Annotated in this window: 30 protein-coding genes; 10 read left to right on the forward strand and 20 right to left on the reverse strand. The window is 61.4% G+C overall.

Translation table 11 applies throughout. The annotated features are described in order from the left end of the window. Positions 1-133 precede the first annotated feature (133 nt). Together ACR0D8_RS07075 and ACR0D8_RS07080 are read left to right on the forward strand one after the other, a co-directional pair. Positions 134-382: a hypothetical protein gene (locus ACR0D8_RS07075; protein WP_475161192.1), complete on the forward strand. Its 249-nt coding sequence runs from the start codon at positions 134-136 to the stop codon at positions 380-382. Positions 383-423: 41 nt separating this feature from the next. Then, positions 424-1,068, forward strand: coding sequence for an SDR family NAD(P)-dependent oxidoreductase (locus ACR0D8_RS07080; RefSeq protein WP_475161194.1), 645 nt, complete (start codon positions 424-426; stop codon positions 1,066-1,068). Between the two features lie 62 nt (positions 1,069-1,130). Here ACR0D8_RS07080 and ACR0D8_RS07085 read toward each other — a convergent pair whose 3' ends face one another. The 4 genes from ACR0D8_RS07085 to ACR0D8_RS07100 form a co-directional block, all read right to left on the reverse strand. Beyond that, positions 1,131-1,973, reverse strand: coding sequence for an ATP-binding protein (locus ACR0D8_RS07085; protein ID WP_480645465.1), 843 nt, complete (start codon positions 1,971-1,973; stop codon positions 1,131-1,133). Between the two features lie 118 nt (positions 1,974-2,091). Further along, a complete protein-coding gene (gene tatC, locus ACR0D8_RS07090) occupies positions 2,092-2,970 on the reverse strand; it encodes a twin-arginine translocase subunit TatC (RefSeq protein ID WP_475161196.1) in 879 nt (292 codons plus the stop codon). Continuing rightward, on the reverse strand, positions 2,967-3,425 hold the full coding sequence (tatB, locus tag ACR0D8_RS07095; protein ID WP_480645466.1) for a Sec-independent protein translocase protein TatB: 459 nt from the start codon (positions 3,423-3,425) through the stop codon (positions 2,967-2,969). Before tatB ends, tatC begins: the two co-directional genes overlap by 4 nt. Before the next feature lie 6 nt (positions 3,426-3,431). After that, positions 3,432-3,647 (reverse strand): twin-arginine translocase TatA/TatE family subunit, encoded by a 216-nt coding sequence (locus ACR0D8_RS07100; RefSeq protein WP_475161200.1) that lies wholly within the window; start codon positions 3,645-3,647, stop codon positions 3,432-3,434. Between the two features lie 219 nt (positions 3,648-3,866). Here ACR0D8_RS07100 and ACR0D8_RS07105 point away from each other — a divergent pair, with 219 nt between their 5' ends. Further along, positions 3,867-4,172, forward strand: coding sequence for a hypothetical protein (locus ACR0D8_RS07105; RefSeq protein ID WP_475161202.1), 306 nt, complete (start codon positions 3,867-3,869; stop codon positions 4,170-4,172). Positions 4,173-4,193: 21 nt separating this feature from the next. Further along, positions 4,194-4,865, forward strand: coding sequence for a helix-turn-helix transcriptional regulator (locus ACR0D8_RS07110; protein WP_475161204.1), 672 nt, complete (start codon positions 4,194-4,196; stop codon positions 4,863-4,865). A gap of 64 nt (positions 4,866-4,929) precedes the next feature. Here the strand turns inward: ACR0D8_RS07110 and ACR0D8_RS07115 are convergent, their stop codons facing one another. The 8 genes from ACR0D8_RS07115 to ACR0D8_RS07150 all read right to left on the reverse strand — a co-directional run bounded on the left by ACR0D8_RS07115 (position 4,930) and on the right by ACR0D8_RS07150 (position 12,362). Then, positions 4,930-6,099 (reverse strand): peptidoglycan DD-metalloendopeptidase family protein, encoded by a 1,170-nt coding sequence (locus tag ACR0D8_RS07115; RefSeq protein ID WP_480645468.1) that lies wholly within the window; start codon positions 6,097-6,099, stop codon positions 4,930-4,932. A gap of 63 nt (positions 6,100-6,162) precedes the next feature. Further along, positions 6,163-6,813 (reverse strand): protein-L-isoaspartate(D-aspartate) O-methyltransferase, encoded by a 651-nt coding sequence (locus tag ACR0D8_RS07120; protein ID WP_475161210.1) that lies wholly within the window; start codon positions 6,811-6,813, stop codon positions 6,163-6,165. Beyond that, complete coding sequence (gene surE / locus ACR0D8_RS07125) at positions 6,810-7,592, reverse strand: 5'/3'-nucleotidase SurE (RefSeq protein ID WP_480645469.1); 783 nt, start codon at positions 7,590-7,592, stop codon at positions 6,810-6,812. Before surE ends, ACR0D8_RS07120 begins: the two co-directional genes overlap by 4 nt. A 121-nt stretch (positions 7,593-7,713) precedes the next feature. Continuing rightward, positions 7,714-8,799, reverse strand: a complete 1,086-nt coding sequence (locus ACR0D8_RS07130; RefSeq protein ID WP_480645471.1) for an ABC transporter ATP-binding protein — start codon at positions 8,797-8,799, stop codon at positions 7,714-7,716. Between the two features lie 80 nt (positions 8,800-8,879). Then, a complete protein-coding gene (locus ACR0D8_RS07135) occupies positions 8,880-9,926 on the reverse strand; it encodes a methyltransferase domain-containing protein (RefSeq protein ID WP_480645472.1) in 1,047 nt (348 codons plus the stop codon). Positions 9,927-10,021: 95 nt separating this feature from the next. Then, positions 10,022-11,143, reverse strand: a complete 1,122-nt coding sequence (locus ACR0D8_RS07140; protein ID WP_480645474.1) for a DNA alkylation repair protein — start codon at positions 11,141-11,143, stop codon at positions 10,022-10,024. 1 nt (position 11,144) lies between these two features. After that, on the reverse strand, positions 11,145-11,924 hold the full coding sequence (locus ACR0D8_RS07145; RefSeq protein ID WP_480646367.1) for an SDR family oxidoreductase: 780 nt from the start codon (positions 11,922-11,924) through the stop codon (positions 11,145-11,147). Between the two features lie 75 nt (positions 11,925-11,999). Further along, the gene (locus ACR0D8_RS07150) at positions 12,000-12,362 is read right to left on the reverse strand and encodes a nuclear transport factor 2 family protein (protein ID WP_475161222.1); all 363 of its coding nucleotides are present in this window, start codon (positions 12,360-12,362) and stop codon (positions 12,000-12,002) included. Between the two features lie 109 nt (positions 12,363-12,471). Between ACR0D8_RS07150 and ACR0D8_RS07155 the strand changes: the two genes are divergently transcribed. From ACR0D8_RS07155 to ACR0D8_RS07165, 3 genes are all read left to right on the forward strand, one after another. Further along, positions 12,472-14,079 (forward strand): peptide chain release factor 3, encoded by a 1,608-nt coding sequence (locus ACR0D8_RS07155; protein WP_480645475.1) that lies wholly within the window; start codon positions 12,472-12,474, stop codon positions 14,077-14,079. Between the two features lie 18 nt (positions 14,080-14,097). After that, on the forward strand, positions 14,098-15,039 hold the full coding sequence (locus ACR0D8_RS07160; RefSeq protein ID WP_480645476.1) for a glycosyltransferase family 2 protein: 942 nt from the start codon (positions 14,098-14,100) through the stop codon (positions 15,037-15,039). A gap of 185 nt (positions 15,040-15,224) precedes the next feature. Further along, a complete protein-coding gene (locus ACR0D8_RS07165; protein WP_475161225.1) occupies positions 15,225-16,583 on the forward strand; it encodes a DEAD/DEAH box helicase in 1,359 nt (452 codons plus the stop codon). Here the strand turns inward: ACR0D8_RS07165 and ACR0D8_RS07170 are convergent. Genes ACR0D8_RS07170 through ACR0D8_RS07180 form a run of 3 tightly spaced genes read right to left on the reverse strand, consistent with a single transcriptional unit; the run spans position 16,580 to position 18,584 of the window. Next, positions 16,580-17,482: an EamA family transporter gene (locus ACR0D8_RS07170; RefSeq protein ID WP_480645477.1), complete on the reverse strand. Its 903-nt coding sequence runs from the start codon at positions 17,480-17,482 to the stop codon at positions 16,580-16,582. The two genes, ACR0D8_RS07165 and ACR0D8_RS07170, sit on opposite strands and share 4 nt — an antisense overlap. Before the next feature lie 21 nt (positions 17,483-17,503). Beyond that, a complete protein-coding gene (locus tag ACR0D8_RS07175; RefSeq protein ID WP_480645479.1) occupies positions 17,504-18,388 on the reverse strand; it encodes a fatty acid desaturase in 885 nt (294 codons plus the stop codon). Next, complete coding sequence (locus ACR0D8_RS07180; protein ID WP_480645481.1) at positions 18,381-18,584, reverse strand: DUF2061 domain-containing protein; 204 nt, start codon at positions 18,582-18,584, stop codon at positions 18,381-18,383. Before ACR0D8_RS07180 ends, ACR0D8_RS07175 begins: the two co-directional genes overlap by 8 nt. A 106-nt stretch (positions 18,585-18,690) precedes the next feature. Here ACR0D8_RS07180 and ACR0D8_RS07185 point away from each other — a divergent pair, with 106 nt between their 5' ends. Both ACR0D8_RS07185 and ACR0D8_RS07190 read left to right on the forward strand, forming a co-directional pair. After that, positions 18,691-19,566: a helix-turn-helix domain-containing protein gene (locus ACR0D8_RS07185; RefSeq protein WP_480645483.1), complete on the forward strand. Its 876-nt coding sequence runs from the start codon at positions 18,691-18,693 to the stop codon at positions 19,564-19,566. Positions 19,567-19,648: 82 nt separating this feature from the next. After that, positions 19,649-19,831, forward strand: a complete 183-nt coding sequence (locus ACR0D8_RS07190; RefSeq protein ID WP_475161233.1) for a hypothetical protein — start codon at positions 19,649-19,651, stop codon at positions 19,829-19,831. Positions 19,832-19,837: 6 nt separating this feature from the next. Here the strand turns inward: ACR0D8_RS07190 and ACR0D8_RS07195 are convergent, their stop codons facing one another. From ACR0D8_RS07195 to bcoG, 3 genes are all read right to left on the reverse strand, one after another. Continuing rightward, positions 19,838-20,599: an SDR family oxidoreductase gene (locus tag ACR0D8_RS07195; protein ID WP_480645486.1), complete on the reverse strand. Its 762-nt coding sequence runs from the start codon at positions 20,597-20,599 to the stop codon at positions 19,838-19,840. Then, positions 20,596-22,059: a carnitine 3-dehydrogenase gene (locus tag ACR0D8_RS07200; protein ID WP_480645487.1), complete on the reverse strand. Its 1,464-nt coding sequence runs from the start codon at positions 22,057-22,059 to the stop codon at positions 20,596-20,598. Before ACR0D8_RS07200 ends, ACR0D8_RS07195 begins: the two co-directional genes overlap by 4 nt. 105 nt (positions 22,060-22,164) lie before the next feature. Continuing rightward, positions 22,165-23,082 carry a 3-dehydrocarnitine:acetyl-CoA trimethylamine transferase BcoG gene (gene bcoG, locus ACR0D8_RS07205; protein WP_480645488.1) on the reverse strand — a complete coding sequence of 306 codons (918 nt, stop codon included), beginning with the start codon at positions 23,080-23,082 and terminating at the stop codon, positions 22,165-22,167. 132 nt (positions 23,083-23,214) lie between these two features. Between bcoG and ACR0D8_RS07210 the strand changes: the two genes are divergently transcribed. Further along, complete coding sequence (locus ACR0D8_RS07210; protein ID WP_480645489.1) at positions 23,215-24,201, forward strand: GlxA family transcriptional regulator; 987 nt, start codon at positions 23,215-23,217, stop codon at positions 24,199-24,201. A gap of 69 nt (positions 24,202-24,270) precedes the next feature. Here ACR0D8_RS07210 and ACR0D8_RS07215 read toward each other — a convergent pair whose 3' ends face one another. Together ACR0D8_RS07215 and ACR0D8_RS07220 are read right to left on the reverse strand one after the other, a co-directional pair. Beyond that, positions 24,271-25,317 carry an aldo/keto reductase gene (locus tag ACR0D8_RS07215; RefSeq protein WP_480645490.1) on the reverse strand — a complete coding sequence of 349 codons (1,047 nt, stop codon included), beginning with the start codon at positions 25,315-25,317 and terminating at the stop codon, positions 24,271-24,273. 36 nt (positions 25,318-25,353) lie between these two features. After that, positions 25,354-25,812, reverse strand: a complete 459-nt coding sequence (locus ACR0D8_RS07220) for a DNA polymerase III subunit chi (protein WP_480645491.1) — start codon at positions 25,810-25,812, stop codon at positions 25,354-25,356.

Genomic DNA, 25,812 nt, shown 5'->3' on the forward strand with positions numbered 1-25,812 from the left:
TTCGTCGAGGCGCACCGGATGGCGGGAATTGCGACGCCGGGTCGGGCTTTTACTCTGGTCTTTGGTTTGGTAGGCCGCTGACTTCCAACCACTCACAACAAGGGGTCGGGGCGATTTTGCCCGACCGCATTACATGTCAAACGCAACCGTCAAAAGCGCGGCCACGCAGAAGGGCGCGCTGAAGAAGAACTCCGTCTCGGTCCTTGGGGTCTTTGGGCCCAAAGCCGACATGCGCGCGCTGGTGCGGATGTCATCGGGTCGTGTGAAAGAGGTCAAGCTGGGCAGCCGCGTTTCCTCGGGCACAGTGGTCGCGATTGATGCCGAAGGCGTCATACTGCGACAAAGCGGCCAGACCAAGCGGATCGTGATCCCCGGCAGCTAATCTGTCTTGACGCCCTGCGCGCAGGGGTTCAAACCGCTGTCATGACCGATCAGACCAAAATTGCCCTAATCACCGGGGCTTCGCGCGGGCTGGGCGCCGCCCTGGCCGAGGCGCTGGCGCCCGAGTATCACATCGTTGCCGTCGCCCGCACCACCGGCGGGCTGGAAGAACTGGACGACCGCATCAAGGCCAAAGGCGGCGCGGCGACCCTTGCCCCGATGGACATCGCCGACCCGAACGCCATGGCAACCCTGTGCCGGGGCATCCATGACCGCTGGGGCAAGGTGGACCTGTGGATGCACACTGCGGTTCACACCTCGGCCCTGACGCCAGCGCATTTCGTCGACTCCAAAGAGTGGACCAAGGCCAGCAACATCAACGCCACCGCCACATCGGTTCTGATCCCCTATATCGCCCCCTTACTGGGCGAAACCGGGCATGCGGTGTTTTTCGACGACCCCAAGGCGGGCGAGAAATTCTATGGCATCTATGGCGCGACAAAAGCCGCACAGATGGCTCTGGCCCGCAGCTGGGCCGCCGAGACGGAACGCACCGGTCCGCGTGTGTCGATTGTCGAACCTGCGCCGATGCCAACCGCTGTACGCGCCCGGTTCCATCCCGGCGAGGACAGGGAAGCGTTGACAAGCACAACGGATGAAGCTGCGCGGATACTGGCGCAGCTGTAAGAATGGCCCGTGTCGGGCCAGACCAGCGGCTGCGATTATTTCAGCCAGACGAACCGGGCGGATCAGGCGATATGCACACCGCTGCGCCCAGCCAGATCGACGAAGAACTGCCACGCCACGCGGCCCGACCGTGCGCCGCGCGTGGCCTGCCATTCGATCGCTTCGGCGCGCAGGGTGTCTGCGTCTACAGAAACGCCATAAGCCGCACAGTATCGGTCGATCATCGCCAGATATTCGTCCTGATCGCAGGGGTGGAAACCCAGCCACAGACCGAACCGGTCGGATAGCGAGACCTTTTCCTCGACCGCCTCGGACGGGTTGATGGCGCTGGAGCGTTCGTTTTCGATCATGTCCCGCGGCATCAGATGGCGGCGGTTCGAGGTGGCATAGAACACCACGTTTTCAGGCCGGCCTTCGATGCCACCGTCCAGAACCGCCTTGAGCGATTTGTAATGCTGGTCATCGTGGCTGAACGACAGATCATCACAGAACAGGATGAACCGGTGCGAAGACGCGCGCAGGTGGTTCAGCAGGCGCGCGACCGAGCCCATATCCTCACGCTGAAGCTCAACCAGTTTCAGGTCGGGGTACTCCGTTAACAGCGTGCCGTGGACTGCCTTGACGAGGCTGGACTTGCCCATGCCCCGTGCGCCCCAGAGCAGCGCGTTATTGGCCTTGTACCCTTCCGCAAACCGGCGCGTATTGTCGAGCAGCGTGTCGCGCGAGCGGTTGATGCCGACCAGCAGATCCAGATCGACACGGTTGATCCGCGTGACAGGCTCCAGCCGGTCCGGCTCCACATGCCAGACGAAGGCCGGTGCGGCCCCGAAATCGGGCGCGGCCAGAGGCGCCGGTGCCATCCGTTCCAGCGCATCGGCGATACGGTTCAGGGCTTGGTCGTCCATTGGTTCCTCCGGCGGTGTCTTGCAGGTTTCAAACCATGTTCCGCCCGGCGCAACAAGGGTCGCGCACGAAAAAGGCGCGCCACGAGCGGGCGCGCCTGTTCCTTAGCGTACAGCGGTATTACTTGCCGTCTTCTTCGCGAACGATCTCTTCATCCGCTTCTTCCTCGTCGTCATCATAATAGCCATCGGCGCGCAGTTGTTCTTCGCGCTTCTTCTCGACGCGGGCGACCAGGAAGATCGACACCTCGTAAAGGCCATAGACCACAACGAACAAGATGACTTGCGTGATAACATCTGGCGGGGTGACAAGCGCGGCCAGCACCAGAATAGCGACCACGGCGTATTTGCGCACGCTGCCCAGCCCTTCTGCCGTGACCAGTCCGGCTTTGCCCATCAGGGTCAGCAGAACCGGAAGCTGGAAACACAGGCCAAAGGCCACGATGAACTTGATGGTCAGGTTCAGGTATTCCTGCGCCGAGCCCTGAAACACCACGCTCAGCGGTGCGGCCGTTGTGCCATCGGTCACGGCCTCTCCTTCGGCGCCGAACTGCTGGAAGCCCAGAAAGAAGTCATAGGCCAGCGGTGTCACCACATAGAAGGCAAAGCTCGCGCCCAGCAGGAACATGAAGGGCGAGGCCAGCATGAACGGCAGAAACGCGTTCTTTTCCGACCGGTACAGCCCGGGTGCCACAAACCGCCACATCTGCATCCCGATATAGGGGAAGGCCAGAATGAATCCGCCCAGCAGCGAAACCTTGATGGCGACAAAGAACCCTTCCTGCGGTGAAATGAAGATCAGCCCGCAATCTTGCCCGCGCTCGGCCAAAACCTCGCACAATGGGTTAGTCAGGAAGTTGAAAAGCGGTGTGGCAACCGTAAAACAGATGATCATCCCGACCAGAAACGCCACGACACAGTGAATCAGCCGCGTGCGCAGCTCAGCCAGATGCTCGATCAATGGGGCCGAGGTATCTTCGATCTCGTCAGTCTTGGTCATGTCTTGCTTTCGGTTTTCAGCGCGGCTTCGGCCTCTTCGGCCCTGGCCAGCGCTTCCGCGGCTTCCTTTGCCTTGCGTTCAGCAGTGGCCCGGGCACTTGTGGCCTGAATCTTCTTGGCCTGCTCTGCCCGCTCGGCCGCCAGTTTGCCGGTTTCGCTGTCGGGATCGAACTTGGTCGGATCAATGCTCTTTGCCATTTCCTGCGCGGCTTCTTTTACGCCGTCCATGGCGCTGCCGACAGGGTTGGCGGCCGCGTTCAGACCCTTCTTGATCTCGTTCACCCCCGCCTGATCCGCCGCTTCGTTCATCGCGCTTGAGAACTCGCGCGCCATGCCACGGGCTTTGCCGACGAAACGACCGACATTGCGAAACAGCACCGGCAGGTCCTTTGGCCCCACGACGATCAGGGCAACAACGCCGATGACCAGAAGCTCGGTCCAGCCCAGATCAAACATCTGCGCTTAGACCTTGTCTTTGTCGGTCTCGGGCGTGACGTCCTTGGCAACCTCGGCAGCGTCCTGCTCCAGCTCGTCCGCGCCTTCGCGCACGCCTTTCTTGAACGAGGTGATGCCTTTGCCCACTTCGCCCATCAGCGAGCTGATCTTGCCGCGGCCGAACAGCACCAGTACCACAACGGCAATCAGCAGAAGGCCGGGAAGGCCAATATTGTTGAGCATGTCTTTTCTCCTCTTACATCGGCGCGGTGCGCCGGGAATACGATCTGCGTCCGTGTCTACGCCCGCAGAACCGCGCGCAAAAGTCAGGCAGGCTGGTTTCGCGCCGAAATGTGAACGGATCACGCGATTTTTGCAGGCTGGCCATTTCCAACTGACAGGTTTATGTCAGTTGGTGGGCGATAATCAGGGGGTATCGAAACCTGGTCTACGGAGATTCAAATGACCCATGTTGCAGAAATCGTCACCTTCACCCTCGCCAACGGCACCACGGCAGAGGAATTCGTAAAGCTCAGCCAGGCGTCAGAGGCGTTTGTGCGGTCAGCCCCCGGATTTGCCCATCGCCAGTTGAGCCAGGGCGAAGATGGACGTTGGACCGATTATGTCGTCTGGACGGACATGAAGGCTGCAAAGGACGCCGCTGCCCAATTCCCGCAGCAGGAGTTCTGCGCCGGCCTGATGGCCGCCATCAACCCTGAAAGCATCCAGATGCGTCACGAGAATGTGCTATGGAACATGATCGCCTGATGCGGGTCGGGACGGCAGGTCATGCGCCGCACTGACCGCCTGTTCGACATTATCCAGATCCTGCGCGACGGCAAACTGCACCGCGCGCAGGATATCGCGGACCGGCTAGAAGTGTCGGTCCGCACCATCTATCGCGACATGGATACGCTGGCCGCCTCGGGTGTCCCGGTCGAGGGTGAGCGCGGCGTGGGCTATATGGTGCGCGAGCAGATCACCCTGCCCCCGCTGAACCTGACCCCGGCAGAGCTTGAGGCGCTGAATCTCGGCATGGCCATTGTGGCCGAAGCCGCCGACCCCGATCTGAAAGCCGCCGCTGAAACGCTTGCCGACAAGATCGACGCCGTGCTGCCAACGCAGGTCGTGGCCGAGGCCGATAGCTGGAAATTCGCCGTCTACCCCTTTGCCGACGCCGCCCGCGGACTGGCGCATATGGCCCCGATCCGCGCCGCCATCAAATCGCGCCAGAAACTGCGTCTGTCCTACCGTCGCATCGATGGCGTTCTGACCGAGCGCACCATCCGCCCGCTGCACATGGAATATTGGGGTCGTGTCTGGACCCTGACGTCATGGTGCGAACTGCGCGAGGGGTTCCGCGTTTTTCGGATCGACCTGATCGAAGCCGTCTCACCCTTGCCGGAAATCTTCGCTGACGAGCCCGGCAAACGGCTCAGCGACTACGACCCCCACGCCTGACCCGCCGCTTCACCTGGCTGAAAATACCTCCGCCGGAGGCATGGCCCGTCAAGGGCCATTTCGGTCACTTGAGATAGGGTTCGGGATCGACGGATTCGAACCCCTTGCGCACCTCGAAATGGACATAGGCATTGTCGCCGCCCCGCAAAGACGCGATCTGCTGCCCGCGACGCACTCGGTCGCCCTTTTTGACCGTGATCTTGTCGACATTGGCATAGACCGTCAGCAGGTCGCTGTTGTGCTTGACCACAATGATCGGAACCTGATCGGCGTCGGCGGTGATGGCCGCAATAGTCCCGGCCTCGGCTGCATTGACTGCGCTGCCCGGGGCGGCGGCGATGTCGATGCCCTCGTTTTTGCCCTTGTCATAGGTCCGGATGATCGTTCCGGTCACCGGCAGGCCCAGGGGCGAACTGCCCTGATTGGTGGGGGCTTCGGCGGTGACGTCCGGTGCCGGTGTGGCTGGTGCAATCACCTCGTCCGGCAGCGGTTGGGTCGCACTGGGCGGGGTCGGGGTCGGCGACCCCTGGCCCGGCTGTGTCACGTTGCCGGCGGGAACTGCAGCCTGCTGCGGCGCGGGCTGGTTCTTGACCGGGATCAGCAGGAACTGACCTTCCCGAACCGTAAAGTCCGGCCCCAGGCCGTTCCAGTCCGCCAGCGCATCGACCGGCACGTCGTACAGACGCGAGATGGTATAGGCTGTCTCGCCCCGCTTGACCTTGTGCCGGATCGGCTCGGGGCCGGTGGGCGCCGGGGCAGGTGCCGGAGCGGTCGCGGCCGCAGGCTGCGCAGGCTCCAGCGCCGATGTCCGGACCCCGCCATCCGCAGGCGCTTCGTCAATTGCAGTACCGGCGATGGTCGCAATGTCGACACTGCTTGCGGCACCGACCGCGCGGGGCAATGCGATCACCTCGCCGTCGCGCAGTGTGTCCGAGGGTTGCAGGCCGTTGAACCTGGCCAGTTCCCCGGCAGGCAGGCCAACACGGGCCGCCACATCGCTGACCGAGTCCCCCCTGCGCGCAACCGCCACCTGATAGGTCGGATAGGTGATTACACCGCGCGCGTCCGGCGACGGCCGGTTGGCGGTCGCGGATTGCACGGCGTCAGCGGTCGAAAACCCGCCAACCTGCCCGCGCAGATCATAGTCCAGCGGGCCTTCGCACCCGGCCAGAATTGCCAAAGCTGCCACCCCTGTCGCGCAGCGGCGCATCGCTGATTTGGAAACTGCTCTCATTTTAACTGTCCTCAACACCTGCCCCTGTTCCCCGGGGTTCCGGCGCATTTGCAGAATATTCCTTTACGCCCCGTCTTTTCCAAGCCCTTCCAACAAGGGCACGAAACGGACGGGCAACAATTCGTCATAGTCCAGGCCGGTCTCGGTCCGCCTGACCCTGATCAGGGTCTGAACCGCATCCGACTGTCCCACCGGCAAGACCATGATACCGCCGATTTTAAGCTGCGCCAAGAGCGGCCCGGGCGGGTCCTCGGCGGCGGCGGTCACGATGATCCGGTCGAACGGTGCCTGCTCGGGCAGGCCGAACGACCCGTCAGACAACATCGCGGTGACATTGGTCAGGCCCATCTCGCGGAACAGCTGTCCGGTTTCGCGGACCAGCCGCTTGTGGCGCTCGACCGTATAGACCCGGCGCGCCAGCTTCGACAGGATCGCCGCCTGATAGCCCGAGCCGGTCCCGACCTCCAGAACCGTGTCCCTTGGGCTTACCTCCAGCGCCTGCGTCATCAGACCCACGACCGAAGGTTGGCTGATCGTCTGACCACAGGCAATCGGCAGTGGCGTATCCTCATAGGCGCGTTCCGCGAACAGACCCGTGACAAAGCGCCCCCGGTCGATCTGTTCCATCGCGGCCAGAACGCGCGCGTCCGTCACCCCACGGGATCGCAGGGCAAACAGGAACTGCATTGTGGTTTCGGGGTTCAGTCCGCTCATTCGATTGACTTCAGTGCCTCCAGCGTATCATAGGCCGTCAGGTCGGCCCGCATCGGGGTGACCGAGATATACCCCGCCAGATTCACCGCCGCATCCGTGCCCGGGGCCGTCGGGTTGTGCTGATAGCCCCCTTTGATCCACAGAAACCGCCGCCCGGAAGGCGAGCTGTGCGGTTCGACAGAAAACCGCGTGTCGCGGCGGTACCCTTGCGGCGCAACCCGCGTGCCCAGTACCTCATCCGCAGGCACGGGCGGGAAATTCACGTTGTAAAACAGGCGGTAATCGCCCTGATCCGCCGGTGTCGCGTCCAGGATCTTCCGCACCAGATCGGCCCCGAAGCGGGTCGCGGTTTCGAACGGGTCCTCCAGACCCAGATTGCGCGGGCCGAAATACTGCGACAGCGCGATGGCCGGAACACCTTGCAACGCGGCCTCCATCGCGCCGCCGATTGTGCCGGAATACAGCGTATTCTCTGCCGAGTTGTTGCCCCGGTTCACCCCCGACAACACCAGATCGGGCGGCGCATCCTTCATCATGTCGTGCAACCCGGCCAGTACGCAGTCGGCCGGCGAGCCCTCGGCGGCAAAGCGACGCTCGCCCAGTTTGGCCACCATCATCGGGTGCGTATAGCTGATGCAATGGCCAACGCCCGACTGTTCGAAAGCAGGCGCGACCACCCAGACCTCGCCATCCGGGCCGGCCAGATCGGCGGCAATCGCCTCAAGCGCGATCAGCCCCGGCGCGTTGATGCCGTCATCATTGGTCAGAAGAATACGCATTTGCCCGGTCCACCCCCGCGTTTTGCCCTTGATAGACCCGCCCCCGCGTGGCGGCAAGCGACGGGCGTTCGCAATCTGCGGCTTTCGCGCACCACTTGCGGCTAAACTGTACGTTCAGACCCTAAACCGGGAAAACAAAGCACCGATCCCGGCGAATGGTCAGCCACATGACCCGTCCGGGACTGGGGACGAAGACATTCGGCACCGTGGCCTTCAGGACCGATCCGTTATGATCCATCCGGAATTCGACCAGGCTTTCATTGCCCAGAAACCGCGCTCTTTGAACCACACCGCGCGCAGCGACACCGTCGGTGGCCGTCGGCAGCGGCCCCTTGCCGTTGCGGTCAAAGTCCAGACGAAGGTGTTGCGGCCGGAAAACAATCTCGACATCGGTGCCGTCCGGCACGCCCGGGGCCAGGAACTGCCCAAAGGGCGTATCCGCCAAAGCTCCGTTAACTTGCGCCCGCAACACGTTGACATCGCTGAAAAATGCAACTGCCGCCTTATCCGCCGGCCGGGTGTAGACATTGTATGGCGCGCCCTGCTGAACGATCTTGCCCCGACGCATCAGGGCGATTTCGTCGGCCATGCGCATCGCCTCTTCCGGCTCGTGCGTCACCAACACTACGGCGGCGTCCTCTTCTTTTAGGATCGACAGCGTTTCATCCCGGATTCCGTCGCGCAAACGGTTGTCGAGACCCGAGAAAGGCTCGTCCATCAGCATGATGCGCGGGCGCGGCGCCAGCGCGCGGGCCAGTGCCACGCGCTGTTGTTCGCCGCCGGACAGGTGATGCGGGAAATTGTCGGCAAACCGCATCAGGTCAACCTTGGTCAGCAGCTCCTCGACGCGGGCGCGTTTCTCGTCCCTGTGACCCTTCAGACCAAAGGCCACGTTGTCGGCGACGCTCAGATGCGGGAACAGAGCGAAGTCCTGAAACATCAGACCAATCTCGCGCCGCTCTGGCGGAACACGAAAAACCGTGTCGCAGATCAGCTTTCCGTCGACATAGATTTCACCTGATTCCTGCATCTCGACCCCGGCGATCATCCGAAGCGTGGTGGATTTGCCGCAACCCGATGGTCCCAGCAGGCAGGTCACCTGCCCCGCCTGCACTGTCAACGAGACGTCATCTACGACGACGCGCCCCTCGTACCGGGCGATCAGATTGCGGATTTCCAGACGAGGAGGAGTTGCGTTACCTGTCACCGATGGACCCCGTTGCCTTTCCCGATCAAATTCATCGGGCTTGGGCGGGGATAGCAACCCCGCCCGTCAGGCGCAAGGGATCAGCAACAGCCGCCCGACGCGGCTTGACCACTGGCTTCAAACGGGCTTTCGCCGCCGCAGCCCTCGAAGATTCCATAATGGGTCGAGAAATCGCCGATGAAGTCGAAATGGCGGGCAAAACGTGTGTCTTTCAGCATCATCCAGGTGTTGCCGCAGACCGGAAAGACCTTGCCGGTCTCGATCGCATGGTGATCGTCCAGTTCAAACAGATGCGGGGCGTTGGGGATCGTGCCCTTGTAGATCACCGCCTGTCCATAGTCTTCACAGGCGGGTTCCAGCCCGGGCAATTTGAACAGTCGATAGGTGGCTGAAAGGAAGCTGAGCGGCGCAACGCGCGCCTCCAGCACCGGATTCTCGATGGTCAGCGGCCGGTGCGTGACCCGGCGCGGATCGCCGAAACCGGCCTTACGCGACATTGACAGAAAATCGTTCCAATACAGTGCGCCCGAGAGGCATTCGCCGTACAGCACCTCATCCTCGGCCATCGCCTGCGGAATGCGGCGGTCGGCATAGACGTCCGAGAAATACATCTCTCCGCCCTCTTTCAGCAGACGATGCGCGCCGCGCAGTACGGCCTCTTTATCCGTGGCCAGGTTGATGACGCAGTTTGACACGATGATATCGAAGGACCCCGGTTCCAGATCCAGCTCATCCAGTTTCTCGATATATCCGTGGTGAAATTCGACATTGCTTGCCGAATGCCCGAAGGCCGCGGCGTGAAAATCCTGATGCGCGCGCGCCACGTCCAGCTGTTCGGGGGTCATGTCGACCCCGACAACGCGTCCCTTTTCACCGACCATCGCAGACAGGGCGTAGACATCACGCCCGGCACCGCAACCCAGATCGAGAATGCGCATGCCCTCAAGGTCCAGCGGCGCGATCAGCCCGCAGCCATAGTAACGGGTCAGCACATCATCATGAATTTGCGACAGGATTCCTTTGACGTGGTCCGGCATGTCATCGGGCGTGCAACAGGCGTTTGTCTGCAAATCCGCGCTGCCCTGAAGCACCTCGCCATAGTAGTTCTGCACCGCTTCATGCTTCATTGCTGCGTTCCCTTTCCTATCTGGCTGCTCCGCAGCTAATACAGCCCATCGTTGGGCGCAATCCGGGCGCTGGAAATCTGACGAAAGCGTGAGCGTTACGGATGCTGGCCGAGCAGCTCAAAGTCGGTGCCCGCATGCACCTGACCGTTGACCTGAACTTCAAGCCGGTGCGCGCCGGGAACAAGCCTGAAAGTCGTCGCATCACCCTTCAGCTTGTGCTTTTTGCTCAGGCTCAGCGCACCATCTTGCAGGACGGTCTGCTTCAGCTTGTGCACCTTGGCCGAGGTTTTGCCGCCAGGCCTTTGAAAATGGACGATATAGTCAACCAGCACAGGCTGCTTTCCGGGTCCTTTCAGCACGACGTCAAAGTCAATCGCCTCACCGATCCGCGCCTCACCCTTGACCTGAACCGAAACCGAGATGTCGATATCGGGATCATAGCCTAGCATCTTCATCGCCCGGCGATGGCCCGACTTTACCAATCCCCGCAGCGTGTGGGTGGTCATCCAGTCCAGTTCGGCCCGGTCCTGCAATCCGGCGCGGCTCCAGTTCTGCAGCCGATCCAGCACCAGATCGGGGTCTTTCTTGGTGATGTCGTTCAGGTGGTTGGCGACCGACCTCGTAACATAGCGCGTTCCGTCGGCGTGCAGCCGGTCCAGCAATGGCAGAGGGTCGGACAGTTCCAACCCGACCGCCTGCCCCCAAGGCAGGCGCGGCCGCGTTCCTTCGCTGACCAGACGGCGCACGTGATAGCTGTCATGCGCGCACCAGGCCTCCATCCGCGTCAACACCTGATCCGGGTACCGGTTGAGGAACGGGCGAATGGCCCATTCCATCGAGAACCGTTGGGTCAGTTCCTCAAGCACGTCCAACGCCAGATCGGGATGGTTCAGACCCACCGCCACAACCCAGTCACCCAGCGGGGCAAAGATGAAATCGCCAAAATCGTCGTCCGACTTTCCCGGGTCCAGCGGCGGCGGCAGGGCGCGCAACAGGATCGGCGCAATGGCAGGCAAATCTCCGGGCACCGCCTGCTGCAGGCATTCGGCGATCCAGGCCATCCGCTGTTTCAGCTCCAGTTCCGTCAGGCGCGACAGGACCTTGCCCTCAAATGCCGCGGCGTCAAAGGACGGGTCCGCAGCGGCAAAAAGCCCCGCCAGATAGCGGGTCTTTTCGGCGTTAAACAACTGATCTTTCAGTGAGAAATTCTGTGCCATCTTACATCGTCAAATTGGTGCCGCCGCCGTCCAGCAGGATGTTCTGACCGACAATGAACCCGGCATGCTGTGAACACAGGAAGGCGCAGGCTGCGCCGAATTCGGCGCGCGTGCCATAGCGTCGCGCCGGGATTGTGGCTGCGCGCTCAGCCCGGGCTTCGTCCATCGAAATCCCCTTTTGCGCCGCCACGCCACCGTCCAGTGAATCTGCGCGATCCGTTGCGTGAATTCCGGGCAGAAGGTTGTTGATCGTCACACCATGCGGCGCCACTTGCCGCGAGGTCCCTGCGACATAGCCGGTCAACCCGGTCCGCGCTGCGTTCGACAGACCCAGTGCAGGGATCGGCGCCCGCACGGATTGCGAGGTGATATTCACAACCCGGCCCCAGCCCTTGTCCATCATGCCCGGCAGCAGCGCCTTCATGAACGCAATCGGCGTTAGCATATTGGCGTCCAGCGCCTTGATGAAATCCTCACGATCCCAGTCCAGCCACAGCCCCGGCGGCGGCCCACCGGCATTTGTCACAAGGATATCAACACCCTGCGCGGCTTCGATCACCTGCGCCTGACCGTCTGCTGCGGTCACATCACAGGCAACGGTCTGCACTTTGACACCGAATTCCGACCGCAATCGCGCGGCCTCAGCCTCCAGCGCCTCGTTACCGCGCGCGTTCATCACCAGATCAACACCTGCGGCGGCCAGCGCCTCGGCGCAACCCAGTCCCAGACCTTTGCTGCTGGCACAGACCAGCGCGCGTTTTCCCTGAATTCCCAAATCCATCTGATCCCCTCCATCCGTTGTTGTCCGCATGTCTAGCACCGGCCAGACGGAGAAGACCAGAATGGCGATGACGGGTTAATAAAAGAACTCCTCGCGCACGATCTTGCCGTTTGCGACGTGGTAGACGCCGACCTCGCGCATATCGAACGCCTCGCCGGTTTCCTTTACCTTGCCCTGCACTTCGAAGATCACGGCAAAGCGGTCATCGCCATGAGGAAACGGATCGCTGACCGATGCGCCGGACACTTCATGCGCGCCTTCCCACCATTCGTGCTTGCCCCGAATGGCGTCCAAACCGTGGGTTTCGCGCCCCATTCCTTCCATCTCCATCGCCTCGACCGATACGGCATCGGGCGCGTAAAGTTTGGCCAGGTTTTCCTTGGCCCGGTTCTCCCGGCATCCGGCGACCAATTCATCTGCAATTTCTCTCAAATTCATCGATCTACTCCACCTTTTGTTCACTTTATGTTCTTATTGCCATAGCATGGCGATTCTGAACACCCCCTTTGTCTTGCCTCGGCAGGATTCCCCGCCTATACGCGCGTTCATGCTTGATACCGCCTCGAACCAACCCTCCTTGCCGCCCGAGATTGCCCGGCGCCGGACCTTCGCCATCATCTCGCACCCGGATGCGGGCAAGACGACGCTGACTGAAAAGTTCCTGCTGTATGGCGGCGCGATTCAGATGGCCGGTCAGGTGCGCGCCAAGGGTGAGGCGCGGCGGACGCGCTCGGACTTCATGCAGATGGAGAAGGATCGCGGCATTTCGGTCTCCGCCTCGGCAATGTCGTTCGATTATCGCAACTTCCGCTTCAACCTGGTGGACACGCCCGGTCACAGCGATTTCTCGGAAGATACCTATCGCACGCTGACCGCCGTAGATGCCGCCGTGATGGTGATCGACGGTGCGAAAGGTGTTGAAAGCCAGACGCAGAAACTGTTCGAGGTTTGCCGCCTGCGCGATCTGCCGATCCTGACCTTCTGTAACAAAATGGATCGCGAAAGCCGCGATACGTTCGAGATCATCGACGAAATTCAGGAAATGCTGGCCATTGACGTCACGCCCGCCGCGTGGCCGATTGGTGTGGGCCGGGATTTCATCGGCTGCTATGACATGCTGCGCGACCGGCTGGAACTGATGGACCGCGCCGACCGCAACAAGGTGGCCGAAAGCATTCAGATCAACGGTCTGGACGACCCGAAACTGGCCGAACACGTGCCGGAACACCTACTGGAGAAACTGCTGGAAGAGGTCGAGATGGCACGCGAGCTGTTGCCCGCGCTGGACCCGCAGGCGGTGCTTGAGGGGCATATGACCCCGATCTGGTTCGGCTCGGCGATCAACTCCTTCGGTGTGAAAGAACTGATGGAGGGTATCGGCGCTTATGGCCCGCAGCCGCAGGTTCAATCGGCGCAGCCGCGCCAGATCGCGCCGGATGAGAAAAAGGTCGCCGGGTTCGTCTTCAAAGTGCAGGCCAATATGGACCCCAAGCACCGCGACCGGGTGGCCTTTGTCCGCATGGCGTCGGGCCATTTCAAGCGTGGCATGAAGCTGACCCATGTGCGGTCGAAAAAGCCGATGGCAATATCGAACCCGGTGTTGTTCCTCGCCTCCGACCGGGAACTGGCCGAAGAAGCCTGGGCCGGTGACATCATCGGCATTCCCAACCACGGTCAGTTGCGTATCGGCGACACGCTGACCGAGGGCGAAGCGCTGCGCGTGACCGGCATCCCCTCTTTCGCGCCGGAATTGCTTCAAGGGGTCCGGGCGGGTGATCCGATGAAAGCCAAGCATCTGGAAAAAGCGCTGATGCAGTTTGCCGAAGAAGGTGCGGCGAAGGTGTTCAAACCCTCCATCGGGTCAGGCTTTATCGTCGGCGTTGTCGGCGCGCTGCAATTCGAAGTGCTCGCCAGCCGGATTGAGATGGAATACGGCCTGCCGGTCCGATTCGAAGCCTCGCAATTCACCTCGGCCCGCTGGGTCAGTGGCGACAAGGTTGAGGTCGACAAGTTCGTCAACGCCAACAAGCAGCACATCGCCCATGATCACGACGGCGACATCGTCTATCTGACGCGCCTGCAATGGGATATCGACCGGGTCGTGCGCGATTACCCCGAGTTGAACCTGACGGCGACCAAAGAGATGATGACGTGATTGACCTCAAAGCCGCGAATGGCGGATAGGCCTCCAACCTGGGGCATCGTTTCGACGGTCCGGGGTTCCGCCCCGGACATCCTGAGTTTTGTGGCCCATCATCTCGATATCGGGGTCGACAGGGTTTACATCTATCTGGACGAACCCAACCCCAAAGCCTTCAATACGCTTAACAAGCACCCGAAGGTTGAGGTCCGAAATTGCGACGACGGGTTCTGGGCCAATCGAAAGCGGGAAAAGCCAGAACGGCATCAGGTTCGCCAAACCGCGAATGCCACTTTCACGTATCGCAAGGCAGATGTAGACTGGCTTGCGCATATTGATCTGGACGAATTTCTTTGGACGGAAACCCCAATCGCGGACCTGCTGGCCGAAATCCCCGACCATATTCCAGGCGTTCGTGTCCGACCGATTGAAGCGATGGCTGGAAATGCGGACTTGTATAAGGCCTATATTCCAACCGGGAAGGACCGCGACAAGATCGTGCAGTCGCTCTATCCCAACTACGGCGCCTTTGTGCTGGGTGGGTTCTTCAGTCATGTGCAGGGCAAGTTGTTTGTGCGCACAGGATTGCCGAAAATAAACTTCCGCATTCACAACATCTTTCAAAGCGGAGAGCTGCTGCCCTGCAAAGTCGAGCTCTCTGACGTCGACCTTTGCCATCGGCACGCCACGGATTGGGAACACTGGTTGAGCCATTATCGGTTCCGCCTTGAGCGCGGATCGTATCAACCCGGCATGTCCCCCAATGTTCCGCGTGAACATGGTGGAATGAACATGAACGAACTGCTCAGCTGGATCGAGGCAGAAGATGGCATGGACGGCCTGCGCGCGTTTTTCGATGAGTTAAGCGGGGCGGACCCAAACGTGCATGCGCGCCTCATGGATCTGGGCATGATCCGGCACCGCCCTTTGGAACTGGACCGGAAACTCAGGAAACACTTTCCCGGAAGTGTCTGAATTGTTGCGCAAAATCTCCAGTTCACCGGACCGGGGTCAGGTTAAAGTGTCTTCATTTGACCCCGACCAACGATTTTGTTATGTCCCCGTCCAAGCCGCAATGCGCATAACACCGCATGGCCATCCGGGCCCGGCAAACCTCTGACGCGCGGGCCAGGTCTAGTGTCCGCATGAACCGGACATACATGACAAAATTTAACGAACTGAACCTGAACCCGAAGGTCCTCAAAGCCATTGAGGAAGCCGGATACGAAACCCCTACTCCGATCCAGGAAGGTGCCATCCCGCCTGCGCTTGAAGGCCGCGACGTGCTGGGTATTGCGCAGACCGGCACCGGCAAAACCGCCAGCTTCACGCTGCCGATGATCACGCTGCTGGCGCGCGGTCGCGCGCGGGCGCGCATGCCCCGTTCGCTGGTGCTGTGCCCGACGCGGGAACTGGCCGCGCAGGTGGCCGAAAACTTCGACACCTATGCCAAAAATGTAAAGCTGACCAAGGCGCTGTTGATCGGCGGCGTCAGCTTCAAGGAACAAGATGCACTGATCGACCGGGGTGTCGACGTGCTGATCGCTACGCCGGGCCGTCTGCTCGACCATTTCGAACGTGGCAAGCTGTTGCTGACCGGCGTGCAGATCATGGTGGTGGATGAGGCCGACCGGATGCTGGATATGGGGTTCATACCCGATATCGAACGCATCTTCTCGCTGACGCCTTTCACCCGCCAGACCCTGTTTTTCTCGGCCACCATGGCGTCCGAGATCGAGCGGATCACCGACACTTTCCTGTCCGCCCCTGCCCGGATCGAGGTTGCGCGTCAGGCCACCGCGTCCGAGACCATCGAACAGGGCGTGGTCATGTTCAAAGGCGGTCGCCGCGACCGTGAGGCCAGCAACAAACGCAATGTTCTGCGCGCGCTGATCGACGCCGAGGGCGAAAAGTGCACCAACGCGATCATCTTCTGCAACCGCAAGACGGATGTGGATATCTGCGCGAAGTCGCTGAAGAAATACGGCTATAACGCAGCCGCCATTCATGGTGATCTGGATCAGTCGCAGCGCATGAAAACGCTGGACGGCTTCCGCGACGGCTCACTGCGCCTGCTGGTCGCCTCGGACGTGGCCGCGCGGGGCCTGGACATTCCCTCCGTCAGCCATGTGTTCAACTTCGACGTTCCAGGCCATGCCGAGGATTACGTTCACCGCATCGGCCGCACCGGTCGTGCGGGACGCGAGGGCAAGGCAATCACGATCTGCTCTGGTCGCGATGAAAAGGCTCTGGATGCGATCGAAAAGCTGATCCAGAAGGAAATTCCGCGGATCGAAAACCCGGTCAAGGACGAGCCCAAGGCCGAGACACCGAGGCCCGAGAAAAAGTCCAGACCGTCGGACAGCAGAAAGAACGAAGGCAAAAAAGGCGACCGCCGCAAGGACAAGGAGTCCAAGGGCCGCGGCCGTCGCGATGACAACGGTCCTGCCGTTGTGGGAATGGGTGATCACCTGCCCAGTTTTATCGCTCTCAGCTTTGATGAGCGCCGAGCGGGCTAAATCGCCAACACCAGCGCCAGAATGGACGCACCAAGCATGGCCATCCCGGCGATCTCTCGCCGGGTGATTGCCTCGCGGAAGAACAGGATCGAGGCCACGAGGCTGAAAATCAATTCGATCTGCCCCAACGCCTTCACATAGGCGGCGTTCTGCAACGTGAACGCGAAGAACCAGCAGAACGATCCGCACAGGCTGGTCACACCCACGAAGACACCCGTGCACCGGGTGTCCCACACCGCGCGCAGCTCGGCCCGGTCCCGCCACAACAGCCACAGGGCCATGCTGAGGAACTGGAAGGTAACGACCACGGCCAGCGTAACCAATGCGCGAAACCAGGCGTCGCCGTCACCCAGCTCCAGCGACGCGCCGCGATACCCGACCGAGGAAAAGGCGAACAGAACCCCCGAACCCAGTCCCAGCCGGGATGCGCGGTTGGTCAGGTGTTTCCACCAGATCCCGTCGCCTCCGGGATTCTTCGACAACAGCAACACCGCCACCAGTCCCAGTATAATGGCCGCCAAAGCGCCGCTTGATACCTGATCGCCCAGCACCAGAAAGCCGACGATCGCGGTCTGTATGACCTCGGTCTTTTTGAAGGTGATCCCGACGGCAAAGTTGCGTTGCTTGAACAGGGCAACAACGCAGATCGTTGCCAGGATTTGGGTTGTGCCGCCGATGATCGCGTACACCCAAAACCACCCAGTCAGCACCGGCAGGCTGAATCCGGTCAGTTGAAGGGCAACCAGCAGCGCGCATACCGCCAGAGGCATCGAATAGGCAAATCTTGCAAATGTCGCTCCGGCGGCGGTCAACCGCGTGGTACTGAGCGACTTTTGCAGCATGAACCGCACCGTCTGGAACGAGGCGGCGGCAATGGTGACGGGAATCCACAAACTCATGCGGTCACTTGTGTCGCCAAATCACCTTTTTGGCCAGAGCGGATGCGCCACCGGGTCTTTGGCCCGCCAGAAATAGGCGCGGAATATCTGCGCGTAGGACCGGTAAACATAAGCCTCGTTGGTGGCCAGATACCGATCTTTTCCTGCACGATAGAGCGCTGGCAACCGATACCACGGCGCCGAGGGATTCATGTGATGAACGACGTGCAGGTTGTTGTTCAGAAACAAAAATGCCAAAGGTCCGCGGTCTTCCACAATGACCGTTCGGGCCCGGGATTTGTCATGCGCGCGATGTTCAAGGAAGGTCCTGATCTTGACCAGCCCCAGCCCGATATACGCAGCGACGACATAGGCCCAGACCGGCATGGCAGACTGCGACACGATCCATAGTACAGCGACTACACCGGGCAGGTGCAGCGCCCATGCCAGCAGGATATCTCGGTTTCCCCGCAAGGCTCCGCGCAGCTCGGTTCGCAGAAAGAGGACCTGACTTATCGCAGGGCCCAGCAGGATGCGCCCCATCAGCGTGTTGTTCATCGCCAGCAATTGCCGTTGCCAGCCCGGCAGACGATTCCAGACCTTGGGGTCGAAATAGTTTGATTCCGGATCATCATAAGGGTCGGTCAGGGTTGCATCGCGGTGATGCGCCAGATGCAGGTCCCGAAACCGGTTAAACGGGATGAAAAGTGTCAACGGCAATGCCATCAACGCCTCGTTCAGCCATTGCCGGCGGAACGGGTGCCCGTGCAACACCTCATGCGTCAATGAGGAATGCATGGCCGCGACCAGCCCCATCGCAGGTACCGCCAGCCAGACCGGCAGCGTGAAGATCACTGCCACCCAAGCGCCGTAACAGGCCAGAATCAGGGCGAACGTGCCCCACTCGGGACCTGCACGCTCAGACATTTCGACCCCACGAGATCCCTGCCCAGATCCGTTCGTAAACGAGGTATAAGGTCAGTCCGATTACTGTATTTGTAACTGCCAGTGTCCCGCCAATCGCAGCGGAACCCGTGGCGATCAGGCCCACCACGGTCATTACGACCAGGCCCATCGCATTCCACAGCACCGCTTTCACGACCGATCTGCGCCGTGTCTCCATTCCGTCACCCATATTATTGTTATGTTTTAAGAATTGCGGATTCAGGACGGGTTGAAAATTCTGAATATGATTAACAAAATTCATCATCTGTGATAAAGATCACCAGATGCAGGAAAAAATCGACAAACGTGACCGCGCCGCCCAGTTTCGCTTTCGACTTGCCCGCGCGATGGAAGACAGGAATGTCAGCCAAAGCGCGCTGGCGCGACGCGTGGGCGTGGACCGCTCGACCGTATCCCAACTTCTGACCGATGACGGCGCGCGCCTGCCAAATGCCCATGTGGTGGGCAGCTGCGCTTCGGCGCTGGGTGTGTCAGCGGACTGGCTGCTCAGCCTGTCGGATCGCCCGGAAAGCGCCGCCGAATTGCTGGCCAGCTCGCTGACCATGACCGAGGCGCCCCGCGCCCTTGTGGATGAACGTATTTTCGAATGGCATCAGGAGGCCGCAGGATACAAAATCCGTTATGTTCCAGCGACTTTGCCCGACATGTTAAAGACCCGCGCGGTGCTGGAATGGGAATATTCATTGCATCTGGGTCGAACGGCGAACCAGGCCATCGGCGCCTCGGCCGACCGGTTGACATGGATGCGCGCGGCGCAATCCGACTATGAAATCGCTATGCCGCTTTACGAATTCGACAGCTTTGCCCATGCCACAGGGTATTATGAGGGGCTGAGCCTCGCCACGCGACTGGAACAGATCGACCACCTGCTGGAGCTTTGCCAGCAGCTTTATCCCCGCCTGCGCATCTATCTGTTCGACGCAAAACGCCTGTATTCCGCCCCGGTGACGATTTTCGGCCCGCTGCTATGCGTATTCTATGCGGGCAGTCACTACATGGCCTTTCGCGACCGGGACAGAATCGAAACCTTCACCCGCCATTTCGACCGCCTTGTGCGCGAGGCCGATCTGACCGCGCGGGACTTCACGGACCATCTGCAAACGGTGCGACAAGCAATTTCCGGCCAGTCGCAGAGTTGAGTATGCGCACCGACCCATCTTGTGCTATCGTCGTCCGGCGCGAACCTTCGGGCGTTCCGATCACAGACGGAGGACGATAGGAATGGACGCACTACAAACCGCTCAATACGCACGCGCCCTGTATACCGCTCATGGCGACCGGGCCGAGGCGGAAGCCGCGCAGAAAATGCGTGAATGCGAAGCCGCCGGGAATATGCAGCAAGCTCAGGACTGGCAGGCGGTCCGTCAAACCATCCGCCAGATCCGGGGGCCAAATCAGGGCTGATTGCGCCTAGATTTTCGGGTCAGGATTCACGGTATGGCCGTCCACGGCGATCACCTGACCCGATACCAGCCGCGCCGCGTCCGAGGCGAGGAATACGGCCATATTGGCGATGTCCCGCCCTTCGACAAAGCGCCCCATCGAGGTGCCGGCGGCATAACCTTCATAAACCTGTTCCCGCGTCATGCCCTTGGCGGCCGCCTCGCGGGACAGCACGCCTTCCATCCGCGGGCCTTCCACGGCGCCGGGGCAGATCACGTTGCAGCGCACCCCAAATGCGCCAAGCTCCATCGCCAGCGTTTTGCCCAGCCCGATCACCCCCCATTTCGCCGCCGCATAAGGCGCGCGGTTGGGATAGCCGTATTGCCCGGCGGTGGACGAGGTGATCAGAACCACACCGCTGCGTTGTCGTTTCAGGATCGGCGCGGCGTGTTTCGAACATAGGAACGCGCCTTCCAGATTGACCGCAAGGCAGCTTTGCCAATCCGACAGCGCCACATCCTCGATCAATGCCGTGGGGCCCGCGGTGCCGGCATTTGCGCACAGAGTGTCCAGCCCTCCCCAGTGGGCCTCAACATCCCGGAACAACTCAGCCACGGCACCCTCGTCGGTGACGTTCACCGCGGATCGTCGCCAATGGTCCGGACAGCCCGACAGCGCCGCCTCATCGACATCGGCCACCCAGACCTTTGCCCCGGACGCATCAAAGGCGTCGGCCATCGCCCGCCCAAGGCCCGAAGCCCCGGCGGTGATCAGAACGCGCCCGCTCATGCCGGTTTACGGATGGCGGCACCCGCGCCATCCGGATACGGCAACCCGGCTTGCGCCTTGGCGATCCGGGCCATCGCCGCCTCGATTTCAGGGGACGGCGCACTGGGCCGGCGCGTCTCCAGACTGACATGCAGCAGAAAGCTTTCGCCGGTCGCCAGCAGCTTGTCGCCCTCATACATGCTGTGGAAGACGTGCAGTTTCTTCCCCTGCCCCAGTAACATCTGCGTCCGCACCTCGATCTTTGCGCCTGCGTGTACCTCGTCAACATAACGGATGTGGTTTTCGGCCGTGAAATAGCTGCCACCCGAGGCAATGTAATCCGCATCGCAGCCGATGATTTCCATGAACCGGTCGGTTGCTGCGGCGAATGCCTCGACATATTTCGCCTCGTTCATATGGCCATTATAGTCGGTCCAGTCCAACGGTACGGCCCGGGACTGCGTCAGGATCGGCTGGCTCAGGTCTGCCTGTTCCAATGTCGGCAAGGCACCGGGTTTCAACAGCGCATCATGCTGGTTCAGCACAGCCCCCGCGCCATAATCCTGCGCCTTGAGCGCGCGCATCATGCCAACAAGGTTGTTGTCGCGGATGCGCTCAAGCTCGCGAATCGAATGCATCCCCGACTGCGCATCGGACTGATCGGCAATCATGTCCACCAGTTCATCAGTGAATTCGGGAACATCCATCAGCTTGGTCCACGGCCATTTCAGCGCCGGCCCGAATTGCGCCATGAAGTGCCGCATTCCGGCTTCGCCGCCGGCCACGCGATAGGTCTCGAACAAACCCATCTGCGCCCAGCGAATCCCGAACCCCATCCGGATGGCTTCGTCGACCTCTTCTGTCGTCGCAATCCCGTCCTTGACCAGCCATAACGCCTCGCGCCAGACAGCCTCAAGAAACCTGTCAGCAATATGGGCGTCGATCTCTTTCCGGACGTGCAGCGGGAAAAACCCGACCGACTTCAACAGGTCCCTTGCGCGCTCTACAAGCTCGGGCGGGTTCTTGTCCGTGGGCACCAGCTCAATCAGCGGCAACAGGTAAACCGGATTGAACGGATGCGTCACGACGATCTGTTCCGGTCGCAAGGCGCCCTCTTGCAGTTCCGAGGGTTTGAATCCGCTCGTCGACGAACCGATGATCGCGCCGGGATCGCAGGCCGCCTGCAACCCTTTGTAAACCTTCAGTTTCAGGTCCAGACGTTCGGGCACACTTTCCTGTATCCACACAGCACCTTGAACCGCCTCGGCCATGTCTGCATGGAAAGTCAGAGCCCCCTCGGGCGGCAGGGGCACATCGCTCAGCCCCGGCAGAGAACGACGTGCGTTGTCCAGAACCTCACCAATCTTTCGCCCGGCTTCCGGGTCCGGGTCGAACACCCTTACATCCCAGCCGTTCAGCAGAAATCGCGCGGCCCATCCACCGCCGATTACGCCACCACCAATGATCGCTGCTGTCTTCATGTCCTGACCTCAAACTGTCTGTGTCCGGTCCGTATTCCGGACCGGGCCGCGCTGCGCGGCGGCAGGCATTGTCCCAAAAGGTTGAATACGGCTCCTGCGCTTCACTTACTTCGCAACTGGCGCGCGTTTCACCAGACCCAGCTTTTCACGCACCTCCTGCGGACCAATCACCCGAGCGCCCATATTCTCAATGATCGTCCCGGCGCGTTCCACAAGTTGCCAGTTCTCGGCCAGCACGCCTTTGCCCAGCCACAGGTTGTCCTCCAACCCCACGCGCACGTTGCCGCCCGCCAGCACCGAGGCCGCCACATAGGCCATCTGGTTGCGCCCCAGCGAGAACGCGCTGAAGGTCCAGTCATCCGGTACGTTGTTCACCATCGCCATGAAAGTGTTCAGGTCGTCCGGCGCGCCCCAGGGCACGCCCATGCACAGTTGCACCAGCGCCGGGCTGTCCAGCACCCCGTCCTTCACTAGTTGTTTGGCATACCACAGATGCCCGGTGTCAAAGGCCTCGATCTCGGGCTTCACACCCATATGGGTCATCATCCGTCCCATCGCCTGCAACATGCCCGGTGTGTTGGTCATGACATAATCGGCCTCGGCAAAGTTCATCGTGCCGCAGTCAAGGGTGCAAATCTCGGGCAAACATTCCGCCACATGCTCGACCCGCGCCGCCGCGCCGATCATGTCCGTGCCGTCCTCGCGCAGAGGCAGAGGCGACTCGGTCGGGCCAAACACCATATCTCCGCCCATCCCTGCGGTCAGGTTCAGCACGACATCCACCTCAGCCTCACGAATGCGCTCGGTTACTTCGCGGTACAGGTCCAGCCGACGGCTTGGCGCGCCGGTCTCGGGGTCGCGCACATGGCAGTGCACCACGGCCGCCCCTGCCTTGGCGGCTGCAATCGCGCTGTCGGCAATCCGCTGCGGCGAGCGCGGCACATGCGGGCTGCGATCCTGCGTGCTGCCCGACCCTGTAACAGCACAGGTAATGAAGACGTCGCGGTTCATTTCTAGAGGCATCGTGTTTTCCCCAAGTTATACCCGGTTTCGCCCTGGGTTTTCCCCAGGCTTCTCCACGGATTCCGATTTGCTTTCCAACCGGACTCTGACGCAGCCTTGGGGAAACACTTGCCAGAATACGAATCAGACTTGATGAAATCCGCAAAAAACATACTTCAGCCCGAACATCGCGCCCTGAAAACGGCGGTTCTGGTGCTGGATGACTGCAACACGCTCAGCTTTGCGTCCGCCGTCGACCCGATGCGCGCGGCCAACCGTCTGGCGGACCGTCCGGCGTTTGACTGGGACTATGTGACCGCCGCCGCGGAACCGGCCATGCTGACCAGCGCCTTGCGCGTTCCCGGCATTCCGCTGGCCCGTCTGCAAGGGTGCGACCTGATGATCGTTGTGGCCGGGTTCCAACTGGCGCGCCACGCCACCCCCAGCCTGTTGGCCGGTCTGCGCCGCATCGCGGCCACAGGTGCCACCATGGCCGGGATCGACGGCGGGCCCTGGTTGCTGGCCGAGGCCGGTCTGTTGAACGGCCACGCCGCCACCACCCATTGGGAAGACCTCGACAATTTCGCCGCCCGTTTCCCCGAGGTGGACGTGCGCCCCGATCGCTTTACCGTCTCCGGTAACCGCCTGACTTCGGGCGGGGCGATCCCGGCCGTGGAAATGATGCTGCAGATTATCGCCGCGCGCCATGGCGCGGGTTTCGCCGCGCGGGTGGCGGGACTGTTCCTCTATGATGGCGCGCCCGCGCCGTCCAAACCGCAAAGCCGCACCGGTGCACCGCACCGCCATACGGCGCTGACGGCGAAGGCCAACACGCTGATGGAGTCCTCTCTGGACGACCCTCTGCCACTGGCAGACATCGCCGATGCGCTGGGCACCAGCCCGCGCACCCTGCAGCAGCAATTCCGCCTGCGCCTGAATACCACGCCGCAGGATCACTACCTGCAACTGCGGCTGGCCGAAGCGCGACGGCTGGTCACCGACACCGAGATGCCGCTGATGGACGTGGCACTGGCCACCGGCTTTGCCTCACAATCCAGCTTTGCCCGCGCCTTCCGCACCGCGCACGGCCTGTCCGCCCGCGACCTGCGTCAGGACAGGGCACACCCCACCCATCACTGACCGGATCCTTCATCTGGCCAAAAAAATACCTCGGGGGAGCCGTGCAGCGCACGGCGGGGGCAGAGCCCCCTAAAATGGCATCGGATGGGCGCGATGCGCCTCACCGATCTCGGCCAGAACATCGGCAGGTAACCGCAGATCCTTTCCGGCCAGAATATGCTCCAACTGCCCCACGGTAGTTGCACCAAAGATCGACGACATCATGAATGGCCTCGTCCGGCACCAGGCCAGCGCCATGTGGACCGGGTCCAGATCGTGACGCGCAGCAATTTCGAGATAGGCCGCGACCGCGTCGAACACGCGCACATATTTGCGCCCGCCCATTTCCGGAACCAGCGACATCCGCGACCCCGCAGGCACCGCCCCGCCCTGATATTTCCCGGTCAGAAAACCGGCGGCCAATGGCGAAAAGGCCATCAGGCCCACATCCTCATGAACGCTGAGTTCCGCCATATCCGTATCGAAATGACGGCACAGCAGCGAGTATTCGTTCTGCACCGAGGCTACCCTTGGGGCATTGCCGGCCTCTGCCAGTCGCAACCACTGCGCCGTGCCCCACGCGCTTTCGTTCGACAGGCCAAAGGCGCGGATATTGCCCTTGTCCACCTGCGTCTTCAGGGCCTCCAGACATTCCTGCATATTGTCCAGAACTTCGTCGGTGTTGTGCCCGGATGGCGCATAGGTCCAGTTCTGCCGGAACATATAGCTGCCGCGGTTCGGCCAGTGGAACTGATAAAGGTCGATGCAATCCGTCCGCAGTCGCCGCAGCGATCCCTCGACCGCATCGGGTATCGTCTGTGCTGAAATCGGCGCGCCGTCGCGCGCATGCATGAACCCGGCTCCCGAATGCTTGGTCGCCAGCACGTAATCGCCCCGTCGCGCCTGGTTTGCGGCATTCCAGTTGCCCAGAATTTCCTCGGTCCGGCCCACGGTTTCTTTCGAGATCGGGTTTACCGGATACATCTCGGCGGCATCGACGAAATTGATCCCGGCCTCCAGCGCCATGTCCATTTGCACATGCGCATCCGCCTGGGACGTTTGCGTGCCAAAGGTCATCGTGCCCAAACACAGGTCCGTCACCATGATACCGGTGCGGCCCAACGGCTTCAGCTCCATCCTTCACCCTCCTGAGATATGCTTAGAAGGCAGCGGCTATGCCTCGGCCTTCTTTTCCCAACGGCCCGATTCCTCGGACCAGTATTGCGCGGTGCAGCCTGCGCCGGTCAGCGTTTTCCATTGCTGTCGCGCGTGCTGCACGGCCGCGCCGTCATTTCCGTCGAACAGGATACAGACCCGCTCCAGCGCCGCGACCTCATCCGGGTCGACAAGTGCCCCGTCCACCGCCATGACGCAGGCGGGCTCATTAGCGGCCAGAGCCTCGGTCGTCAGTAGAATTGGTTGCGCCGCGTCATGCGCGCCCCCTGCGCGACCATGTGGCAGGAACCCGTCATCGGGTCCCAGCCATAGTTTTTCATCCAGCCAGTCCATCCGTGCAGGATCAGTGCCCCGCACGGCGATCTTCCACCCGGCTTGCCGCGCCTTGTCGAGCAGAACGGGCAGGGTCTGCTCAAGCGGTTGACGGGTCAGGTGATAGAAATAGACAGCCCCCAT

This window comes from Ruegeria sp. BG10 (genome assembly GCF_056538575.1).

Bases quoted from the DNA above. Each gene is read 5' to 3' on its own strand.
- ACR0D8_RS07075 (WP_475161192.1), top strand. From the start codon at position 134: ATGTCAAACGCAACCGTCAAAAGCGCGGCCACGCAGAAGGGCGCGCTG.
- ACR0D8_RS07080 (WP_475161194.1), top strand. From the start codon at position 424: ATGACCGATCAGACCAAAATTGCCCTAATCACCGGGGCTTCGCGCGGG.
- ACR0D8_RS07085 (WP_480645465.1), bottom strand. From the start codon at position 1,973: ATGGACGACCAAGCCCTGAACCGTATCGCCGATGCGCTGGAACGGATG.
- tatC (WP_475161196.1), bottom strand. From the start codon at position 2,970: ATGACCAAGACTGACGAGATCGAAGATACCTCGGCCCCATTGATCGAG.
- tatB (WP_480645466.1), bottom strand. From the start codon at position 3,425: ATGTTTGATCTGGGCTGGACCGAGCTTCTGGTCATCGGCGTTGTTGCC.
- ACR0D8_RS07100 (WP_475161200.1), bottom strand. From the start codon at position 3,647: ATGCTCAACAATATTGGCCTTCCCGGCCTTCTGCTGATTGCCGTTGTG.
- ACR0D8_RS07105 (WP_475161202.1), top strand. From the start codon at position 3,867: ATGACCCATGTTGCAGAAATCGTCACCTTCACCCTCGCCAACGGCACC.
- ACR0D8_RS07110 (WP_475161204.1), top strand. From the start codon at position 4,194: ATGCGCCGCACTGACCGCCTGTTCGACATTATCCAGATCCTGCGCGAC.
- ACR0D8_RS07115 (WP_480645468.1), bottom strand. From the start codon at position 6,099: ATGAGAGCAGTTTCCAAATCAGCGATGCGCCGCTGCGCGACAGGGGTG.
- ACR0D8_RS07120 (WP_475161210.1), bottom strand. From the start codon at position 6,813: ATGAGCGGACTGAACCCCGAAACCACAATGCAGTTCCTGTTTGCCCTG.
- surE (WP_480645469.1), bottom strand. From the start codon at position 7,592: ATGCGTATTCTTCTGACCAATGATGACGGCATCAACGCGCCGGGGCTG.
- ACR0D8_RS07135 (WP_480645472.1), bottom strand. From the start codon at position 9,926: ATGAAGCATGAAGCGGTGCAGAACTACTATGGCGAGGTGCTTCAGGGC.
- ACR0D8_RS07140 (WP_480645474.1), bottom strand. From the start codon at position 11,143: ATGGCACAGAATTTCTCACTGAAAGATCAGTTGTTTAACGCCGAAAAG.
- ACR0D8_RS07145 (WP_480646367.1), bottom strand. From the start codon at position 11,924: ATGGATTTGGGAATTCAGGGAAAACGCGCGCTGGTCTGTGCCAGCAGC.
- ACR0D8_RS07150 (WP_475161222.1), bottom strand. From the start codon at position 12,362: ATGAATTTGAGAGAAATTGCAGATGAATTGGTCGCCGGATGCCGGGAG.
- ACR0D8_RS07155 (WP_480645475.1), top strand. From the start codon at position 12,472: ATGCTTGATACCGCCTCGAACCAACCCTCCTTGCCGCCCGAGATTGCC.
- ACR0D8_RS07160 (WP_480645476.1), top strand. From the start codon at position 14,098: ATGGCGGATAGGCCTCCAACCTGGGGCATCGTTTCGACGGTCCGGGGT.
- ACR0D8_RS07165 (WP_475161225.1), top strand. From the start codon at position 15,225: ATGACAAAATTTAACGAACTGAACCTGAACCCGAAGGTCCTCAAAGCC.
- ACR0D8_RS07170 (WP_480645477.1), bottom strand. From the start codon at position 17,482: ATGAGTTTGTGGATTCCCGTCACCATTGCCGCCGCCTCGTTCCAGACG.
- ACR0D8_RS07175 (WP_480645479.1), bottom strand. From the start codon at position 18,388: ATGTCTGAGCGTGCAGGTCCCGAGTGGGGCACGTTCGCCCTGATTCTG.
- ACR0D8_RS07180 (WP_480645481.1), bottom strand. From the start codon at position 18,584: ATGGAGACACGGCGCAGATCGGTCGTGAAAGCGGTGCTGTGGAATGCG.
- ACR0D8_RS07185 (WP_480645483.1), top strand. From the start codon at position 18,691: ATGCAGGAAAAAATCGACAAACGTGACCGCGCCGCCCAGTTTCGCTTT.
- ACR0D8_RS07190 (WP_475161233.1), top strand. From the start codon at position 19,649: ATGGACGCACTACAAACCGCTCAATACGCACGCGCCCTGTATACCGCT.
- ACR0D8_RS07195 (WP_480645486.1), bottom strand. From the start codon at position 20,599: ATGAGCGGGCGCGTTCTGATCACCGCCGGGGCTTCGGGCCTTGGGCGG.
- ACR0D8_RS07200 (WP_480645487.1), bottom strand. From the start codon at position 22,059: ATGAAGACAGCAGCGATCATTGGTGGTGGCGTAATCGGCGGTGGATGG.
- bcoG (WP_480645488.1), bottom strand. From the start codon at position 23,082: ATGCCTCTAGAAATGAACCGCGACGTCTTCATTACCTGTGCTGTTACA.
- ACR0D8_RS07210 (WP_480645489.1), top strand. From the start codon at position 23,215: ATGAAATCCGCAAAAAACATACTTCAGCCCGAACATCGCGCCCTGAAA.
- ACR0D8_RS07215 (WP_480645490.1), bottom strand. From the start codon at position 25,317: ATGGAGCTGAAGCCGTTGGGCCGCACCGGTATCATGGTGACGGACCTG.
- ACR0D8_RS07220 (WP_480645491.1), bottom strand. From the start codon at position 25,812: ATGGGGGCTGTCTATTTCTATCACCTGACCCGTCAACCGCTTGAGCAG.